An 18,433-nucleotide genomic window follows, 5' to 3' on the forward strand; every position below is an offset into this window, starting at 1 on the left:
CAATATAAATGGGGATTGTGTTGATAGTTTTATGTTTGTACCTTTGCAATCGCTTAACAACACAAAAACTTCAATATAATAATGAAAAAACATTTATTATTTCTAGGATTACTGTGTCCCATTTTTATGTATGCGGATGGAGTAGGAGAAACAGCTGACACAACAATTTCACGACAGTACAATGTAGAAGAGGTTACTGTAGTAGGTTTTAAACAGGATGCGCCTATCAAGGAAGCTCTTTCTATTACTTCCATTTCTGCTGCCAATATCCGTCAGGCAGAGATGACCAGTATTAAGGATCTGGGTTATGTAGTGCCCAACTTCTTTATTCCAGAGTATGGCACGCGTCAGAACTCCCCCGTTTTCGTACGTGGTGTGGGTGCCAAGACAAATGGTCCTACAGTAGGATTCTATATTGATGGCGTGCCCCACATGGAGCGCTCAGCATTTGATGATGATCTGTTTGATGTAAGTTCACTGGAAGTGCTTCGCGGTCCGCAGGGTACACTCTATGGTCGTAATTGCATCGGTGGTATTATCAATGCCTATACCCGTTCACCATTCGACTATCAGGGCACACGCGTGAAAGTAGGGTATGGACGTTATAATGACGTATCAGTTAATGCCAGTCATTACAGCAAGTTGAGCGATAAGCTGGCTTTTGCCGTGAATGGTAGTTATCATCACAACGACGGATATTTCCGTAACGCATTCGATGACAGTAAGATAGATAAGTTTAACGAAGGCTTTATGCGCGGTCGCGTGTTCTGGAAGCCCACCGAACGTTGGACCATCTCAGCCGACCTGAGCTATCGTAACAGTGACCAGGGAGGATACCCCTATGGCCTGTATAACGAGGCAGATGGTACTGTAGGCGAGATTAACTACAACCGCTACAGCTCTTACCTGCGCCAGTTGACCACTGCTGGTCTGAATGCCCGTTACGAAGGCAGCGGCTTTAGTTTCAACAGTCAGACAGCCTATCAGTATATTGATGATAATCAGGGTATTGACCAGGATTTCACCCGTGCCGACCTTTATTGGGTAAATCAGCGTGTGCGTCAGAATATTTTCAGTGAGGAGCTCACGATTAAGTCAACAACAGCCAGTCGTTATCAGTGGATGTTTGGTGCTTTCTTCTTCAACGACAGTTATAAGAAGGCCCTCTATACCACCTATATTTCGCAGAACTATTGCACCCCAAAATTCTATGACAGTCCAACAACCGGTCTTTCCGTCTATCACCAGTCATCACTGCGTATTGTTGGCGGTCTGAATGCAAAGTTGGGTCTGCGTTTCGACTATGAGCATGCTAAGGAAGATTATGAGTCATATAAGACCGCAACAGCATGGGACAGAACGCTGGGCGCACCGACCGATACCTATAACAGCACACTGAATTTCACCCAGTTCACACCGAAGTTTGCCCTTGAGTATCTCTTCAGTAACGACAATATGGTCTATGCATCGGTGACAAGAGGTTACAAGACAGGCGGTTTTAACTCTACCTTTACCCAGGACGATGAGCGTACGTTTGAGCCCGAGTACAACTGGAACTACGAGATTGGAGCAAAGACCTCACTGTTTGACCACGCCTTGCAGGCCGACCTGACCCTGTTCTATGTGGACTGGCGTCATCAGCAGATTACGCAGACTGTGCCAGGCGTAGGTAATATCACCCGCAATGCCGGTCATTCCGACAGCAAGGGTGTAGAACTTGGTCTTACCGTTCGTCCTGTGCAGCCCCTCACACTGCGTATGAGCTACGGTTACACCTATGCCCGCTTCCTGAATTATAAGAAGAGTGCCACAGTGGACTATACCGGCAAGATGCTGCCCCTTGTTCCCCGTCAGACCCTCTCGTTCAGAGGCGCTTACACCATTCTGCCCAGTTGTAAGACCGTTGACCGTATTGTGCTGAGTGCCGGTGTCAATGGTATGGGTAAGATTTATTGGAACGAGGACAACGCCGTCAGTCAGTCATTCTATGCCCTGCTCGATGCCAAGGTGAGTGCCACCTTCGGTCTGCTGACGTGGGAGGTATGGGGAAAGAACCTGACCAATACCGATTATCTGACCTACTATTTCAAGACCAATGTAGGTTATGGTCAGCAGGGACGCCCCGTCTCTTTTGGAACATCGCTGATTTTTGATCTCTAATGAAAAAGATGCAACAAGAAAAGCAAGGACAACTCAATAAAATATCTTTAATAGGCAGAGGAGGCATCGGGCTACCGATGTTCTTCTGCCTTTACATAGCTCAGAGTATTCCCTCCAGCTTCTTTGCTACCGCCCTTCAGGTGATGATGCGAGAAGCTCATTATTCTTTAGCGACTATCGGACTTCTTCAGTTGGTGAAGTTGCCCTGGGTACTCAAATTCCTCTGGTCGCCAGTTGTCGACCGTCACTGTCTGACAGGTCGTGATTTCCGTCGTTGCATCATTGGCAGCGAGTGTGTCTATGCCCTGTTTATCATTCTGGCAGGCCTGTTTGATGTGAGTGACAACCTGTATCTCATCATCGCCCTTGTCTGTCTGTCGCTGGTGGCGTCAGCCACACAAGATATCGCTACTGATGCATTAGCCATCCTGATGCATGGGGGTAGGGATAAGAGTATGGTGAACAGTATGCAGTCTATGGGCAGTTTCGGAGGCGCCCTCGTTGGTAGCGGTCTGTTGCTGGTAGTGCTACATACCTTTGGCTGGCAGACGGTCACCCTCTGCTTAGGACTCTTCGTGCTGCTGATGCTCATACCGTTGATTATGCGTCGTGAACCAGTGATAGCGGCAAAGAGCACACAAGAGCGTGCCCGCCTCACCGATTTTGCCTCGTTCTTCACCCAGCGTGGCATCTGGCGTCAGATAGGTTTTCTGATGCTCTATTATGCCAGCATGATAGGCATTCTCTCCATGATGCGCCCCTGGTTAGTGGACCTTGGATACGACATGAAAGAGATAGGCGTGATGAGTGGCATCGTGGGAACCTCAGCCGCCTTCTGCGCCTCCTTTGGAGCAGGTCTGCTGTTGCGTCGAGTCGGCATCCGCTTCACCCGTATTCTCTTTGCCTGCTTCATCCTGTTCACCACAATCTATTTCCTGGGTCTGTCGTACCTCTCGCAGCCTTCCACCCTTTTGCTCTATCTGGGTATCATCCTGATGTGGAGCAGTTACGGCATAGCCACTATTGTGGTCTATACCTCAGCGATGGAGTGTGTGCGCCCCGGACGTGAAGGCACCGATTTCACTATTCAGACCGTGCTCACCCATCTCAGTGGTATAATCATTGCCACCCTGAGCGGTTCTGTGGCCCAGCACTTTGGCTATCATGGCCTGTTTCTTACAGAAAGTTTCATTGCAGCCCTGTCGCTGTGCTATATACTCGTTTTTTTCAGGAATAAAGCATGCAGCCAGAATTAATACAGAAATACAACCGTCCTGTGCCGCGATACACCAGTTATCCGCCAGCCAACTATTTCACAGCATTCAGTGAGAGCGACTATCAGCGTGTCGTTGCAGCATCAAACACAGCCCGTCAGAACCAGATATCCTTCTATCTGCATATCCCCTTCTGTCGTCATCTGTGCCACTATTGCGGTTGTAATTCCTATCCCGCAGCATCGGCCGACACCGTGAAAGACTATGTCGATGCCTTGCATCAGGAGATAGACCTTGTAGCCAGTCAGATAGACCGCAGCCGACAAATCTCGCAGATACACTATGGCGGAGGCAGTCCGACGTCGCTTCCCGTATCAATGATAAAGGAGCTGAACGAGCACCTGCTGAGCATTGCACCTGCGATAGACCGTCCGGAGATAGCCATCGAGTGCCATCCCGGCTATCTGACCGAGCAAGACTGGCAGCAGCTTACCGAGTGCGGGTTCACCCGATATAGCATCGGTATGCAGGATTTGAAGACCGACGTGCTGCAGGCAGTGAACCGCCGTCCCTCGTTGCTCCCTATGAGTGATGTGCTGCAGATACTGAGAGCATCGGGCGCCACGGTCAACTTTGATTTCATCTATGGTCTGCCCCTGCAGACTGTCGACTCCTTCCGGCATACCATAGAACAGGCAGCAGAACTGCGTCCAGACCGTCTGGTGACCTTTGCCTATGCCCACTTACCCAAGCTCTTCCCACGCCAGCGGATACTGGACCGTATAGGACTACCCTCGATGGAGGAGAAGAGCGCGATGTATGAAGCCGCCTCAGAGGTGATGACACAAGCAGGCTATCAGCGTGTAGGACTGGATCACTTTGTGCTGCCCGAGGACGAACTGTATACCGCCCTGCAGTCGGGCATGCTCCATCGCAATTTCCAAGGCTACTGCACACGTCGCACCACAGCCCAGGTCTATGCCTTCGGCGTGACGGCTATCAGTCAGCTTGACGATGCCTATGTGCAGAACGGTCGTGATATCAAAACCTATATCGAGACCATCAACCAGAAACGGTTCTACATACAGCGAGGCTATACATTGTCGCACGAGCAGAAACTGGTGCGCGAGGTGGTGGAGACACTGATGTGCAACTATCAGCTCAACTGGCATCAGGTGGCAGAGCGCATGGGCGTTACGGTTGACACCCTCCGGGCAGCCTGCCACTATGATGAGCATCAGTTGCAGGACATGGCAGCCGACGGTATTCTGGATTTCGACGACGACCACATTGTCGTGCATGCCGATGCCTGTTCGTTGGTGCGCTGTGTGGCAGCTGTCCTCGACCCCTTGATGCGACATACAGATAAACAATTCTCAACTCCCATATAATTCCCTTTTTTTCCCGATGATTCAAAAATGTGATATCGTTGTGATTGGAGCTGGACTCACCGGTCTTTCAACAGCTTTTAATCTGAAGAAGAAAGGACGTGATGTCCTGGTGCTGGAAAAGCAGAACCGTATAGGCGGACAGATACGTACCTATACAGAAGACGGATTTACCTTCGAGAGCGGTCCTAATACCGGTGTCGTCTCTTTCCCTGAAGTGGCCGAACTGTTTCAGAACCTCGACGGTAGCTGCCAATTAGAGATAGCCCGCGAGTCGTCCAAACGTCGTCTGATATGGAAAGGCAACAAGTTTCATGCCCTGCCAGCCGGTCCTGTGGCTGCCATCACCACCCCCTTGTTCACCCTAAAGGATAAGTTCCGTATCCTCGGCGAACCCTGGCGTAAAAAAGGAAACGATCCCAATGAGTCGGTGGGCTCGTTGGCCCAGCGCCGCCTGGGACGCTCGTTCTTTGAATATGCCGTCGATCCCTTCGTATCCGGTGTCTATGCCGGCGACCCTATGAAGCTCACCACCCGTTATGCCCTGCCAAAGCTCTATAACCTAGAGACCAACTATGGCAGTTTTGTGCGTGGTGCTGTTGCCAAGCGTAAGGAACCAAAGACCGATCGCGACCGACTGGCCACGCGAAAAGTTTTCTCAGCCCGTGGCGGTCTGCAACAGATTGTAGAGGCGTTGGCACAGAACGTCAACATTGTGACCAATGCCCAGGATATCAGGGTACGTCCCGATGGAGCGCATGTCTGGCGCGTGTCTTACAATGACGGGGCAGAGGAGATACGCTGCAACCATGTTATCACCACCGTAGGAGCCTATGCATTGCCCGATATGCTGCCCTTTGTGCCAAGCAGTATGATGGAGCATATCAGTAATCTGTACTACGCTCCCGTTATCCAGGTGAGCGTCGGTATCCGTGATGCCCGTGGGCTCAATAAGCCCGCCTTTGGCGGTTTGGTGCCCAGTAAGGAAAAGCAGCAGCTGCTGGGTATCCTCTTCCCCTCGGAGTGCTTCGTGCAGCGTGCCCCCGATGGTGGAGCGTTGTATTCCTATTTCATAGGTGGTGCCCGTCATCCGGAGTATCTTCAGAAGAGTGATGACGAGATACGGCAGATTGTTATCGAGGCATTCCATTCCATGTTGAAATATCCTGCAGATATAAAGCCCGATATGATCCGTATCTTCCGTCATGAGCATGCTATTCCTCAGTATGGAGCGGATAGTGGTGCCCGTTTTGAAGCAATCCGCTGTATTGAGCAGGATTATCCTGGCCTGATTCTTGCAGGTAACATGCGTGATGGCATAGGTATGGGCAACCGAATTTATCAGGCAGCAAAGATTGCCGAGAAATTTTAGAAGTCATGTTGCCTTCTAAATGCAATTAGCAGGCTACATCAGAAAAATGCGAGGAGTTTCAGAAATGAGACTCCTCGTACATGTTATAGTCATCGGCCATATTTGTCTGGTTTTCTACTAAACGGCCAGATTCCTTAATGGCATCATCATAGCCGGTCAGTGCGGCAAAAGGTGCAAACTGGGCTGCACGGTTCCACATCGACATCCTCGGGTGATGCTTCGGCTCGTAATGCGGCAGATTGATGATATCGTCGTAATTATCCATAACTCTTAACTCTTAATTCTTAACTAAGCCTTATGTCCTCCTATTTGCTTGTTGCGATCCTTGGCCGTGGCGCCCTCCTCAAAGTTCAAGCCCCTGAGAATAGCGTTTTTACCGAAACGCTTCTTGATTTTCAACTGTGCCTCTTGCATCCTCCGTTCCTTTTCCAGTTTAGCCTGCTCTTCCTGGTGCTGTTTCTCTAACGCTTCGTAATCGGTGAAGAGATCAAGTTGCTGGGGCGTTTTATCCTGTGCCGATGCAGCTTCCTCTGATACCACATGGTTTGTTGTCAGGTTCAGTCTGCGGATTAGTAAATCAGGATTCACGAAGCGGTCAAACAATTCAGTTGCCCCATCCATGATGAGCCGTGATGATGACGTAGGGCTCTCGAAGTTGAACGTGCCGTGAGCATGCTTGGGAACAGCCTTTCCATAATAGTTGGTGGTAATCTCACCATGATATTTTTCGCGGATCTCAGGACGTGTCAGACATTCGGCATCATACCCTACGGTCAGCACCAACTGGTCAGTCACCAGACGTTTCGATACAAGGTCGAGTGCCATTCCCTCAGCCATTTCACGTATCACCACACGGGCTTTCTTGAAAGTATAAGGCTCCTGCAAAACCTGTCCGCTGCTGAATGAGTTTGTCTCTGGCCTGTAGGCTTTCACAGCATCTATGGTACATGGTTCCCAGCCCCATGCATGATCTATCAGTAGCTCTGCATTCACGCCAAAGAGACGGTATAGCAGTCCTTCGTTCTGAATTGACATTCGCGCCAACTTCCCCATCGTGTCAATACCGTAGACAGCCAGTTTCTCGACAGTCCCACGTCCCACACGCCAGAACTTGGTCAGAGGGCGATAATCCCATAGTTCATGCCGATACGCCATTTCGTCCAATTCAGCAATACGCACACCGTCTTTGTCGGCTGGCATCTTCTTGGCAACAATGTCCATAGCCACCTTAGCCAGATACATGTTTGTGCCGATGCCAGCTGTTGCCGTGATACCTGTTGTAGCCAGTACGTCGCGGATAATCTTCATCGCCAACTCGTGAGCAGTCATCTTATAAGTACCCAGATAGGCCGTCACATCCATGAACACCTCATCGATACTATAGACATGTATATCTTCAGGAGCAATATATTTCAGGTAAGTCTGATAGACCTTGGTACTCACCTCTATGTAGTGTGCCATGCGGGGTGGGGCAGCGATATAGTCGAGTTCGAGGTCAGGATGAGCCTGAAGCTCCAGGTCGTTGAATGACTTGCCGGTCATTCTCCATCCGGCAGCCCTCCTGCGCTCGTTGTTGACCTCGCGCACTTTCTGAACCACCTCAAACAGGCGCGCACGTCCACCTATGCCGTATGCTTTCAGTGAAGGGGAAACAGCCAGACAGATGGTTTTCTCCGTCCTCGACACATCAGCCACGACGAGGTTGGTGGTCAGTGGGTCAAGTCCCCTGTCCACACACTCCACTGAAGCGTAGAACGACTTCAGGTCGATGGCAATATATGTCCGATTTTGGTTCACGTCGATGTCATCAATCATTGCAAAGGTACGAAAAAGAATGGAAAAATGCAGCTTGATACAATGAAAATCGCATAAAATGGGATGGAATTCCTAAAAATAGCGTAACTTTGCGGTCGCATTGTAAAATATAGTTATTGACATGAAATACGGAATCATCGGCACAGGTGCCATTGGTGGATATTATGGAGCCAAACTGGCTCATGCAGGACAGGAAGTTCATTTCTTGCTGCACCGCGACTATGAGTATGTCAGACAGCACGGCCTGCAGGTTGACTCCTGCGACGGTTCGTTTCATTTGGATAATGTCAATGTTTATCAACGTGCGGAAGATATGCCGCAATGCGACGTGGTGCTCGTGGGCCTGAAGTCAGTCAACAACGACAAACTGCAGTCGTTGCTCCCACCACTGCTCCATGCCCATACGCTGGTGGTGCTCATCCAGAATGGCATTGGCGTAGAGGAAGATGTGCAGCAGATGTTTCCCGATGTGCAACTGGCTGCCGGACTAGCCTTTATCTGTTCTGCCAAGACAGAGCCAGGACTTGTCAGTCACCAGTGTTATGGCAGCATCAACCTGGCCAACTATTCATGCAAGGACGAAGCGTTGATGCAGACCGTGGTCGATGAGTTCCGTCAGGCCGGCATAGAGACAGGACTGGTGGAGTATCATGAGGCACGATGGAAAAAGGCCGTGTGGAACATGCCGTTCAATGGTATGACCGTAGCGCTGCACACGCAGACCGACCAACTGCTGAAGAACCAATCTACCCGTCAGCTGATTCGCGAGCAGATGATGGAAGTAGTCAGTGCAGCCCAGCATCTGGGTGTAAAGAATCTGGACGAATCGTTTGTGGATAAGATGATTGAGACCACCGATGCGATGACACCCTATTCGCCGTCCATGCGACTGGATTACGACTTCCACCGTCCCATGGAGATATACTATCTATACACCCGTCCCCTGGAAATTGCCCGTGAGGCCGGCTGTCCGATGCCAAAGCTGGAGATGCTGGAGGCAGAGCTTCGTTTCCTGGAGGCTGCTCTCATACCATGGCACGTATCAGAAACCAGATGACGGGCACCAGGAGGGCGGGCAGGAGATTCAGCGTCTTGCAGTCCTTCAGGTTCAACAGCGAGAGACCACTGCCCGTGATAAGCAGTCCGCCCACAATCAGTAACTCTGCCATGAGCGCATCGCTGATGGCGGTACTGCTGATATGGGCCACGAGCCAGAACATGCCCTGCCAGCAGAACAGTACGGGTGCTGCCAGGACCATGCCGATGCCGTAGGTAGAGGCAAACACCATCGACGATACGAAGTCGAGCGTGGCGTTGGTGAAAAGGAAGGTGTGGTCGCCCTTCAGGGCCGAGATGACAGGGCCGAGCATCGACAGTGGTCCGATGCAGTAGAGTAGGATAGCTGTCGAGAGTCCCTCGGCGAGCCGGTTGCCGTCTTGTTTCTTTCCGCGCTGCAACTTGTCAACGAGCCGTTTGAACCTCCCGTCTATGTCGAGTGCCGTGCCGATGACGCCGCCTATGGCCAGCGAGATGATGAACAGCACCGGATACTGCGACTGAGAGAAGTGGCTGATGGTGGCATTCAGACCGATGGCCAGCGATGCCAGTCCCAAGCCGGTGTATAAGACCTCTTTGTATTTCTCCTTCACACCACGATGCAGCAGACTGCCGATGATGGTGCCTGCGATGATGGTGGTTGCGTTGACTATTGTTCCGATCATTGCCAGTTTATGATTTTGTTTTTGTTTCCTGATCAGCGGTACATAGTATTTCTGCGTAATTGTGATCCACCACCACAACCACCTTTGTATCGGGCACTAGCGGCTGTAGCTCTGTGGTCAGCTGACTGACAAAAGCGGCCTCGTCGTGGACGGAGATATCAGGCACGATGTCGACGGAGAGGTATTTGTTCTTCTCTGAATAGTAGAAGCCGTGCACCTGAACAATCTCCTTGTGGGCAGCGAGGGCCTGCATCACCTGCGACTGCAGTTCCGCACGGCGGTTCTCGCCTGTAGCCACGGCATAGACGCCGACGGTCATGATGATGCCGTGACGCTCGTACATCTGCGTAGAGATGCGGCGCGTCAGTCCGTGAATGTCGTGGGCCGACATTGTATCATACACGTTGATATGCAGCGAACCAATCTTCACGTCCGGACCGTAGTTGTGCAGTATCAGGTCGAAGACACCATGCACGCCCTCGAAGTCGGATACCTCCTTCTGGATCTGTTGGGCGTACTCGGCCGAGATACTCGTACCCAGCAGTTCGTTGACAGGCGAGGCCAGCATCTCGAAACCGGCCTTGATAATCACAACCGATATCAGGGCGCCAAGGATACCGTCGAGCGACACCCCCCACAGCAGCATGACTCCCGCCGATACGAGCGTGGCCAGCGTGATGACGGCATCAAACAGCGCATCCGAGCCAGAGGCTATCAGCGCGTCGCTCTTCAGTTGTTCGCCCTTCTTCTTCACATACTGGCCCAGGATAAGCTTCACCACAATAGCCACCACGATAACCACCAGTGTCGTCGTGGTGTATTCCGGTTCCGTGGGGTCGAAGATTTTCTTCACCGACTCGATGAGCGAGGTGATACCGGCTGACAGCACGATGACGGCGATGATGATGGCACTGAAATACTCGATGCGACCGAAACCGAAGGGATGCTTCCTGTCGGCAGGACGCTGGGAGAGTTTGGTACCCACGATGGTGATGACGCTCGACAGCGCATCACTCAGGTTGTTGACGGCATCCATCACGATGGCCACACTGCTGGCCAGGATACCTACTGCGGCCTTGAAGCCTGCCAACAATACGTTGGCTATAATGCCTATCCAACTGGTACGGATAATTTGAGAACTTCTGTCCATAATCACAAAACATATTAAATCTGGCCGCTAAGATACGAAAAATCAATGAAAAATAGTTACCTTTGCCATGAAAAATTGCAAGTTTTGATAAATATTAGGAAATGAGTAGCATTGCCCTCTCCATATTCCTGCTGAGCATCGGTGCCAGTTTCATCCAGCGCACCACGGGCTTCGGCTTCGGCATCTTCATCATGACGATGCTGCCGTTTCTTATGCCCAGCTATGGCGAGGCTACGACGCTCTCAGGACTGCTGGCTATCACCACATCTGCGGCTATCGTGTGGCGTTTGCGCAGCTATGTCACGTGGCAGCGGCTTTGGCCTATCCTGCTGACGTTTGTCGTCGTCTCTACCATCGCCATCTTTGCCCTGACGCGTATCGAAGACCATATCCTGCAGCGCATCCTTGGTGTGGTGCTCATCCTCATCAGCATCTACTTCATGCTTTTTAGCCAGCGCATCAAACTGCCGACTACAAAGAGGGTGCAGGTCGGCGCGGGAACGCTCAGCGGACTGATGGGTGGCTTCTTTGGTATGCAAGGCCCGCCCGCCGTGCTTTACTTCATCCAGAGTGAGCCTACCAAGGAGCACTATATGGCGATGGCACAGACCTATTTCCTGATTGGCAATCTGATGATGACGGGCGTGAGAGCCTGCAATGGCTTCTTCACCGCGACAGTCGCCACCAGCTATCTCTATGGCCTTAGTGGTGTCGTCATCGGCACGATGCTCGGCGCATACGTCTTCAAGCGTATTCCCAACCGCATCTTCCGCTATATTGTCTATGCCTATATCTGCGTCAGCGGCATCATCATACTCATGACAAATTAAAGAACTTTATAACATATGGCAAAACGGGAATACATACAGGCCAACAAGGATTGGCTGGAGGCGAAAGCCAGGGAGGAGGGCGTAAAAGCCCTGCCTAAGGGCATCTATTACAAGGTGCTGGGTGAGGGAAATCAGGATAGTCAGAAACCGACGGTCCGCAGCATCATCACTGCCCACTATACCGGCTGGACAATCGACGGTAAGCAGTTTGACAGCAGTCGTGGCGGTGTACCTCTGGCTTGTCGCCTGTGCGACCTCATTGAGGGGTGGATCATCGCCATGCAGCAGATGCACATCGGCGACAAGTGGGAACTCTATATCCCTGCAGAGATGGGCTACGGCAAGTTCTCACAGCCTGGCATCCCCGGTGGTTCAACGCTTATCTTTGAAATTGAACTGATAGGAATAGCATGAAGGAATTACTCTTATAAAAAAATACAGGGGCTGGCAGATTTGCCAACTCCTGTTTTTTACCTTTTTACCTTTTTACCTTTCTACTTTCATGCCATGCACGAGGTCACTCCCAGTGCCGTTGCGATGGCCGACAGCACACTAATGGCTGTCTGGATTGCGAATTTCCAAAATGTCTTGTTCTTCATGGTAATAATGTTTTAATTTCACACCGATAGATTATTTAAGTTCACACAGAAACCACAGATATCACAGAAATTGGCTGCGCCTCCAGTATTTGCAAAGCAAATAGATATCACAGAAATCTTTCGACCACGGATTAATCGGATTCAGCGGATAAAGAATCGCTGGCGATTCTCATTTCTGTGATTTCCGTGATTTCTGTGTGAGATTATCACCTCTGTGCGAGGTTTAAGGATTTACGGGTCCGCTTTCTCCGTTATTCCCTGATTCCGTGTTTCCACTCTCCGAGTTCCCTGACTCCGTGTTTCCGTTCTCCGTCTCTTCGCCCGTCAGCTCGCTGTACAGCTGGGTGCTCAGCGTAGCGCCCTGTCGCATGGCGGAAGCCTTGTAGGCAGACTTCTTGCTCTGGTCGGCCAGGAAGGCGATGCCCAGGCGGGTGACGTTCTCGGATGCGCTGAAGTCCTTCGCGTCAGCAACGCCCTTGGAGGTGAGGACAGGGTAGAGGGTTCCGATGCCGTCGAGCTTCACCTTGTAGCCGTCGGCCAGCATCTCCTGCATGCAGCTCTTCAACTTGGTGATAACACCGATGACCACGTCCTCGGTATAGATACTGCCGTGCTTCATGATGTGCTCGGCCATGTCGGTGAGTCGCATTGTGCCGCGATAGATAATCTTACCGTAGGTCTTCTTCACCTGCTGGCGCTGCTCGCCCTTCTTGCCCACAGTCACCTTGCGTTCTACCTTCTTAATTTCAATTGTTCCCATAGTGATTTTTAATGTTTAATTTTTAATGGTTAATGTTTAGAATTGAGGTTCTAGCGGTAGCAAATTTTTCACTTTTCACTATTCACTATTCCCTTAATGAGCGAAACGGCTTTTCTCTTTCAGCGAGCCGGCGTTTTGCTGTCAGCGATACGGCGTGTTGCTCATTTTTGACAATGCAAAGGTACAAAGAAAATCTTGAACTGCCGAATTTCGGCATAGCGTAACCTGTAAAAATCTGTTAACGCTCGCGCTTGCTTTCATGCACCCAGCTCCAAATCGTGACAATGACATCGTGACAAAGTGACATTAAGCACCTCTCGATATGCGCATGCTATAAGTTATAATAATATTATAATATATTATAATATTATTATAAAATTAATTTCTTACAATTTATTACTCTTTCCCCTCTCAGCATGTAGAATATCCTTAATGTCACGATGTCACGATGTCACGATGTCATCTTTTGGGGATTTGCCATTCCGAACGGCTCGGACCGAGAGTCCGTCCGGAATGGTCAGTGGAACTGCATTCCCCGTGATCACCAAAGCCCGTTTCTACGGAACTTTAACATAGAAGGAGAAGACGGCAGCAGGGTAAACGGTCGATGCGGGGAAGGTCTCGCCACACCATAAGCCATTATTATAGCTCAGATAGCGGGCATCGTAACTATCGCTGGTGACCAAGTGCCCTGCAGCATCCCATATGAAGAAGCGACGTTTAAAATAACTTTCGTTGTCAACAGCCATACAAGTCTGACTAGCCGACCCACTGGTGGCCTGACAATTGAGCCAGCGTGTGTTAACGCCTGCGGGATAGAGCGTGAACTTGCCGTCGGTTGTCGAGAGATTCCACTTGTAGCCATCGAAGCTATCATCCACATCCGTAACCGTTGAACCCGAAACCGTTGCCGTAGTGGCAGCGCTGGGAGACGACGAGGCACCTGTATCTGCGTTAGAAATCAGGCGATAGCTGCCACCCACCTTACCTACAATGATGACTGGCACGCCAGATCCAATTGTGGCAGGGGTCTTCTCGAACCATGTGCCGCTGACAGGAGTGCGCAGCACCAGGTTTCTGGCGATAACCACATTGTCCTTGCGACTGACAGTGAGCGTGTTACTGTTGGTGTATGTCGACACGTAACCGTCGCTATGCGTCAGCTTCAGCGTAAGGCCCGTATAGGTACCGGGGAATACGGCGGCATAGTAAGTCGCGCCCTTGATGAATGGCCCCGTGAGTTTGACACCCGTGTAGGCAAAGGTCCCAAAAGCGCTGACCGTTGGGTCGCCGCTGTTCCAGTTGATGTCAGCCGTACCCGTCATCTTCTCGTTGGCATAGATGTGTACACTCTGCACATCATCAGCATTGATGGTGAAAGCCAGGAAACCGCAGACGTTCTTAAAACCAAGTGTAGAACTGCCGCCCTGGGCAATTGCCACCGCACTGCCCTCGGCAAAACTGCCTGCTACGGCAGTCTGCTCGGTGGGCACGGTGACGGTGATGACGTCGCCCGCCAGGCCTGCAGCTGCGGCAGCGGGATAAACGGCATATTGCACGACAGCATCAGCCGCAAGGTCGGAAAAGGTGAAGCGGGCACTCTTGGCAGATAGTATTTCTGTTGCCGTAGAGGTGTGTGCCACGTTGCTCACAAAGGCAGCTACGTTGTCGCCAGCCGACCAGTGAACCTCCGTACCGCTGAGTGAGGTTCTTGTTGCCTCACCACCCTCTTGCTGGGCCGTCAGCACCAGCGGACTGAACGATACTTCCTGACTCTCCTCATTACTGCAGGCGGCTGTCAGGAGTGCCAAGGCACCCCACAAAACAAACATCTTCTTCATGACCAGCCTCCTTCCTGATGCTCCCAGTCCCGCTGTTCGTTGATATCCTCCGTCTCTGCATTGGGATCGGGACTGGCAATGAGCAAAACGCGTTGCAAATTCAACTGAATTGCTCTTGTCAGCGGTTTCTCGTATGTTTTCTTTTTCATATTGTTACCAAATCTTAACAGAGTTGCCTTTGGGAATGAACCAATAGATATACACCTTCGTATAACTGGATTTCGCCCCCGCATGATTAGGGAAGGTAGCTGCCTCGCCAGTATCAAGTCTTACAAACCAATATTTTTTTGTTTGCCAAATTTTTGTACCCGTTATTGTCTTTGTTATGAATCTTTTATTCAGGTCAGGCCAATTGTGCTCTGGTCCGTAATAATTGACAAAGTAATCATAGTTACTCCCTTGATGTAGAACCCGGCTAACCGTCTGGGTGGTTCCGACACTGGAACAATTATCTCTTTTATAACCATCCCAAAAAGTATTCCATGTATCCCCTGAGAAGCGGATCATGATGCCGGCTTCCTGCGGGCTCCATTCGCGAATCACTACATAGGTTCCTGTGCTGGCCCCCTTGTTCTCCGTAACCTTAACCTCAGCCCCCAGATAATAATGTTCTTCCAGGTATTCTTCTATTGCCGTTGAGTTTTCCGGCCAGGCAGAAAAAGGAATGAACTTCACGCTTGTAATGATGGGGGCATTCTCCGTTTGGGAGGCTTTCCTAATGCTTACGTTGGCAATCTCGCCAGGGGTGGTGCTTTCCTTGAGTATGGTCTCACCCTCTTCCTGGTTTTCCTCGTCTGTCATTTTCCATGTAATCTTTTTGTTCTCTTCGATGAGTTGGGCACCTTCCGGCAACCACTTCTTGAACAGCTCTACAGCCTCTTCGTAGGTGTTAACAGGCACGGAAATCTCCGTGGGATCTGCCTCGTTCAGGTTTGCACCCACCAAATACCCCAGGATGTTGCCCACGGAGTCGGTTTCCACCAAACGCTCCTCCAGAAGCTCGAGGTCACTCAACTTGCCAGTATATTCTTCTGATTCTGTCTGAGAATTATCTTCAGAGTCATCATTACTGCACGAACTCAATGCAAATATTGCACATAATAGCAAATAAAAATACTTTTTCATAATTTGACTATTCATTATTAATTTATTATTTTACAGCTTCCTTTATCGCGTCGTAGTACCGCTGGATGCGGTCAATCATCTCATCACAGTTGAGATATGTCATGTTACTGGGAATCCGCCCCTTGCGCGCCTTCATCTGGTTAATGAGGGCAGGCATATCCTTGTAAGAGATGACTTTCACCTCAGGCATGAACTGACGGTTCATGATATAGATGCGCTCGCCCTGCACTATTCTCAGGTTCACAGTCGTTACCCAGTCCACATAGTCAGGGTCGTAGAGGAAGTAGTCTTTTGCCCTGTCTTCTGGCTTCTTCTCCATATTTGTCTTATCGGGTTGATCCTTTATAGCATAGGGCAATTTAACTTGGGGGTCGGCTACATAATGTACCTGATCCACTTCTTTCACGCCGGCGTTCACCTTGTAGAAGTACGTGGACGGGCCAAAGAACTGGCGGGCAAGGTTCGCGTTCGTGGGGTCTAACTGCTGACTCAAGCGCGGAGCCATGATACTGGAGTATTCCTCAGGAATGTCATACTTAAACAAATCGTCGTCAACGGGGCGCTGTACCGCTACAAATTTATTATTTTTAGCCGCATTGAATGCGCCGTCGGATATGGCATCTGTCTGTTGATTAACGCCCAGACCCTCACGAAATCCTTTGGTGTAGCCGGCCTTTGATCCCGGATAAACGCCAAATGACTGGTTAACCTCCATCGGAGCATTGGCATCATAGACATTGTTGTTCAGCAGGATATTTCCGATAGAAGTCGGGTCCATGAACGAAACCATTCGCATATTGACGAGTCCTGGGTCCTTTAAAGTCTTGTAGTAAGTACGGATTACCTTGCCGGAGGCATCCAACTCCTCTCCCTTGTCGTAGGCGAGGAAGTGCGTGGCATCACTCCAGAAGGCATCTCCCAACACATAGATGACGGGGGTATTCTGAATGTTCCAAACGCCTTCACCAAAGTGGGTGCCGGCTTTGAAATACTTAGAAGAAATCTTAGGGGAGGCAATGTTGGTGGAGCGCTCTCCACCAATGGTTCCCTGGGTTTCCATCTCGGCATTCAAGTTCAGTTGGGCCTGCAATTGAATATTACCCAGGTTTTTCTTGTCATCTTTGCTGATTGAGCCCGGGTTAATCTGGGAAGCCATCATTCCAAACATGCTCAAGGCAGCCATAATACCACCCTGAGCATATGAGCCTGGCTCGTTCTTAGAATTACCCGCAAATAAAGCACTCATACCACCTGCGCCAACGAAAGAACTTGCAATTCCAAAGATATCGGTAAAGGCGAGGCCCGCTTTGTTGACTTTAGCAGGCAGCAGTCCATATAGGTCGATTTTACCCGAGATGCTCCCTGCGATGTCTCCGTGCATGATGGAGTTCAAGAACACATTGTCCTGGGCAAACAGCAACATGCCGGGAGTGATATAGCCACCTCGCGAAGCCAAGGCCTTGGGACGCAACTGGGACATGTCTACGTCGTATGCCCACCAGCCAATGCGTGGAATCACTTTTCCCTGACGGCTCATTTGACTTGTGGTGGCACTGGTCATGTACTGGATGTTGGGATAGCCCACAGCCTGCTTGTAAGACATGGAAATACTTTCGTTGTAAGGCACACCATATTGGAAAACGGGATATTCGGCCAGGTCGTCGGAGAAGTTAAGAGACCACATGTGGTCGTTGGCAGCGCTGGCAGGCATATGGGCCTCGTCCATGTAGTAGAAGATGCGCAACAGGCCGCTGTACTTATTGTACATGCCAAAGTAGTTGTAGTTGGGACGCGACTCAATGCCGGTGAGGTTGAAAACCAACTCCCATTGGTCTTTGTTGATGACCATGCACTGAGCTTCGTCCTCCGGCAGCCATTCTTGAGGAAGGGCGTCCTGAGCCCACGGCAGGGCAACTTCTGTGGTGGTTACCTGCGTGCGGCCATTGACATCCACATAGCTGGTTACCAGCGAAATGCTCTTACAGCTGGCCCAGTCGGCTTCGAACTCCGTATTACTGGAAGTGAGGACTCCTCCGTCATTAAAGCCGGTAGGGAGATCGCTCCCCTGCTTCACGGCGAGGCTGATGATGTCGCCAGTAGAGAGGGTTACGGTACCTTCAATCTGGCGTTCTTCCTGCATGCCGTCCTCTTTTTTCACATTTAGCTTGAGCACCGGATGGCCATTCTTATTCACTCCCTCCTGAGCCTCCACGGAAAGCCAATAGGGAAGGTTGTTAGTTGACGCAACGGTAACAGGTTCCGAAAGCTCGTTCAAAACCAGCAACTCGTAATAATCCTCGTTGATGACAGACAGCGCATGGGCATAGGTCTTCGCCTCTCTGATGGCTTCTGTTTCATCTTCCGAACAACTCAGCACCAGCAGACTTGCGGTGAAAAGCATTAGAATGTTGAAAATCTTTTTCATTGTACTATAGATTTTGAATTAATAATTATTATT

17 protein-coding genes are annotated in these 18,433 nt (G+C 50.5%); 7 read left to right on the plus strand and 10 right to left on the minus strand.

Annotated elements, in window-relative coordinates; genetic code table 11:
• The first annotated feature begins 81 nt into the window (after positions 1 to 81).
• From L6466_RS05550 to hemG, 4 genes are read left to right on the plus strand one after another with little or no spacing between them, the layout of a single operon-like run.
• The gene (locus L6466_RS05550; protein ID WP_237803514.1) at positions 82 to 2,160 is read left to right on the plus strand and encodes a TonB-dependent receptor; all 2,079 of its coding nucleotides are present in this window, start codon (positions 82 to 84) and stop codon (positions 2,158 to 2,160) included.
• An 8-nt stretch (positions 2,161 to 2,168) separates the two neighbouring features.
• Positions 2,169 to 3,416 (plus strand): MFS transporter, encoded by a 1,248-nt coding sequence (locus tag L6466_RS05555; RefSeq protein ID WP_237803513.1) that lies wholly within the window; start codon positions 2,169 to 2,171, stop codon positions 3,414 to 3,416.
• Complete coding sequence (hemN, locus tag L6466_RS05560; RefSeq protein ID WP_237793067.1) at positions 3,401 to 4,765, plus strand: oxygen-independent coproporphyrinogen III oxidase; 1,365 nt, start codon at positions 3,401 to 3,403, stop codon at positions 4,763 to 4,765. The genes L6466_RS05555 and hemN overlap by 16 nt, the downstream gene beginning before the upstream one ends.
• 16 nt (positions 4,766 to 4,781) lie before the next feature.
• The gene (gene hemG, locus L6466_RS05565) at positions 4,782 to 6,134 is read left to right on the plus strand and encodes a protoporphyrinogen oxidase (protein ID WP_237793066.1); all 1,353 of its coding nucleotides are present in this window, start codon (positions 4,782 to 4,784) and stop codon (positions 6,132 to 6,134) included.
• 58 nt (positions 6,135 to 6,192) lie between these two features.
• On the opposite strand, the gene L6466_RS05570 is transcribed toward hemG, so the two are convergent.
• A complete protein-coding gene (locus L6466_RS05570; RefSeq protein ID WP_237796690.1) occupies positions 6,193 to 6,399 on the minus strand; it encodes a hypothetical protein in 207 nt (68 codons plus the stop codon).
• 23 nt (positions 6,400 to 6,422) lie between these two features.
• The gene (locus L6466_RS05575; RefSeq protein ID WP_237813094.1) at positions 6,423 to 7,949 is read right to left on the minus strand and encodes a Y-family DNA polymerase; all 1,527 of its coding nucleotides are present in this window, start codon (positions 7,947 to 7,949) and stop codon (positions 6,423 to 6,425) included.
• Between the two features lie 121 nt (positions 7,950 to 8,070).
• On the opposite strand from L6466_RS05575, the gene L6466_RS05580 reads away from it, so the two are divergent.
• On the plus strand, positions 8,071 to 9,006 hold the full coding sequence (locus L6466_RS05580; RefSeq protein ID WP_237813095.1) for a putative 2-dehydropantoate 2-reductase: 936 nt from the start codon (positions 8,071 to 8,073) through the stop codon (positions 9,004 to 9,006).
• Here L6466_RS05580 and L6466_RS05585 read toward each other — a convergent pair.
• Entirely contained in the window at positions 8,975 to 9,670 is a 696-nt protein-coding gene (locus L6466_RS05585; RefSeq protein ID WP_237793063.1) for a DUF554 domain-containing protein, read from the minus strand. The genes L6466_RS05580 and L6466_RS05585 overlap by 32 nt on opposite strands.
• A 7-nt stretch (positions 9,671 to 9,677) precedes the next feature.
• Positions 9,678 to 10,820 (minus strand): cation diffusion facilitator family transporter, encoded by a 1,143-nt coding sequence (locus L6466_RS05590; protein WP_091855100.1) that lies wholly within the window; start codon positions 10,818 to 10,820, stop codon positions 9,678 to 9,680.
• A gap of 101 nt (positions 10,821 to 10,921) precedes the next feature.
• Here L6466_RS05590 and L6466_RS05595 point away from each other — a divergent pair, with 101 nt between their 5' ends.
• Together L6466_RS05595 and bamJ are read left to right on the plus strand one after the other, a co-directional pair.
• Entirely contained in the window at positions 10,922 to 11,650 is a 729-nt protein-coding gene (locus L6466_RS05595) for a sulfite exporter TauE/SafE family protein (RefSeq protein WP_091819305.1), read from the plus strand.
• 15 nt (positions 11,651 to 11,665) lie between these two features.
• Positions 11,666 to 12,064: a BamJ family beta-barrel-assembly machinery protein gene (gene bamJ / locus L6466_RS05600; RefSeq protein ID WP_091819306.1), complete on the plus strand. Its 399-nt coding sequence runs from the start codon at positions 11,666 to 11,668 to the stop codon at positions 12,062 to 12,064.
• Between the two features lie 86 nt (positions 12,065 to 12,150).
• Here bamJ and L6466_RS05605 read toward each other — a convergent pair whose 3' ends face one another.
• From L6466_RS05605 to L6466_RS05630, 6 genes are all read right to left on the minus strand, one after another.
• Positions 12,151 to 12,249 carry a smalltalk protein gene (locus tag L6466_RS05605; protein ID WP_176756895.1) on the minus strand — a complete coding sequence of 33 codons (99 nt, stop codon included), beginning with the start codon at positions 12,247 to 12,249 and terminating at the stop codon, positions 12,151 to 12,153.
• Between the two features lie 223 nt (positions 12,250 to 12,472).
• A complete protein-coding gene (locus L6466_RS05610; protein WP_237793062.1) occupies positions 12,473 to 13,009 on the minus strand; it encodes an HU family DNA-binding protein in 537 nt (178 codons plus the stop codon).
• Between the two features lie 557 nt (positions 13,010 to 13,566).
• Complete coding sequence (locus L6466_RS05615; RefSeq protein ID WP_237793061.1) at positions 13,567 to 14,850, minus strand: hypothetical protein; 1,284 nt, start codon at positions 14,848 to 14,850, stop codon at positions 13,567 to 13,569.
• Positions 14,847 to 14,999 carry a hypothetical protein gene (locus L6466_RS05620; RefSeq protein WP_237793060.1) on the minus strand — a complete coding sequence of 51 codons (153 nt, stop codon included), beginning with the start codon at positions 14,997 to 14,999 and terminating at the stop codon, positions 14,847 to 14,849. Before L6466_RS05620 ends, L6466_RS05615 begins: the two co-directional genes overlap by 4 nt.
• A gap of 4 nt (positions 15,000 to 15,003) precedes the next feature.
• Complete coding sequence (locus tag L6466_RS05625) at positions 15,004 to 15,975, minus strand: hypothetical protein (protein ID WP_237793059.1); 972 nt, start codon at positions 15,973 to 15,975, stop codon at positions 15,004 to 15,006.
• Positions 15,976 to 16,000: 25 nt separating this feature from the next.
• Positions 16,001 to 18,400 (minus strand): hypothetical protein, encoded by a 2,400-nt coding sequence (locus L6466_RS05630; protein ID WP_237793058.1) that lies wholly within the window; start codon positions 18,398 to 18,400, stop codon positions 16,001 to 16,003.
• Positions 18,401 to 18,433 lie beyond the last annotated feature (33 nt).

The sequence above is a fragment of the Prevotella communis genome, assembly GCF_022024175.1.
Classification (GTDB): domain Bacteria; phylum Bacteroidota; class Bacteroidia; order Bacteroidales; family Bacteroidaceae; genus Prevotella; species Prevotella communis.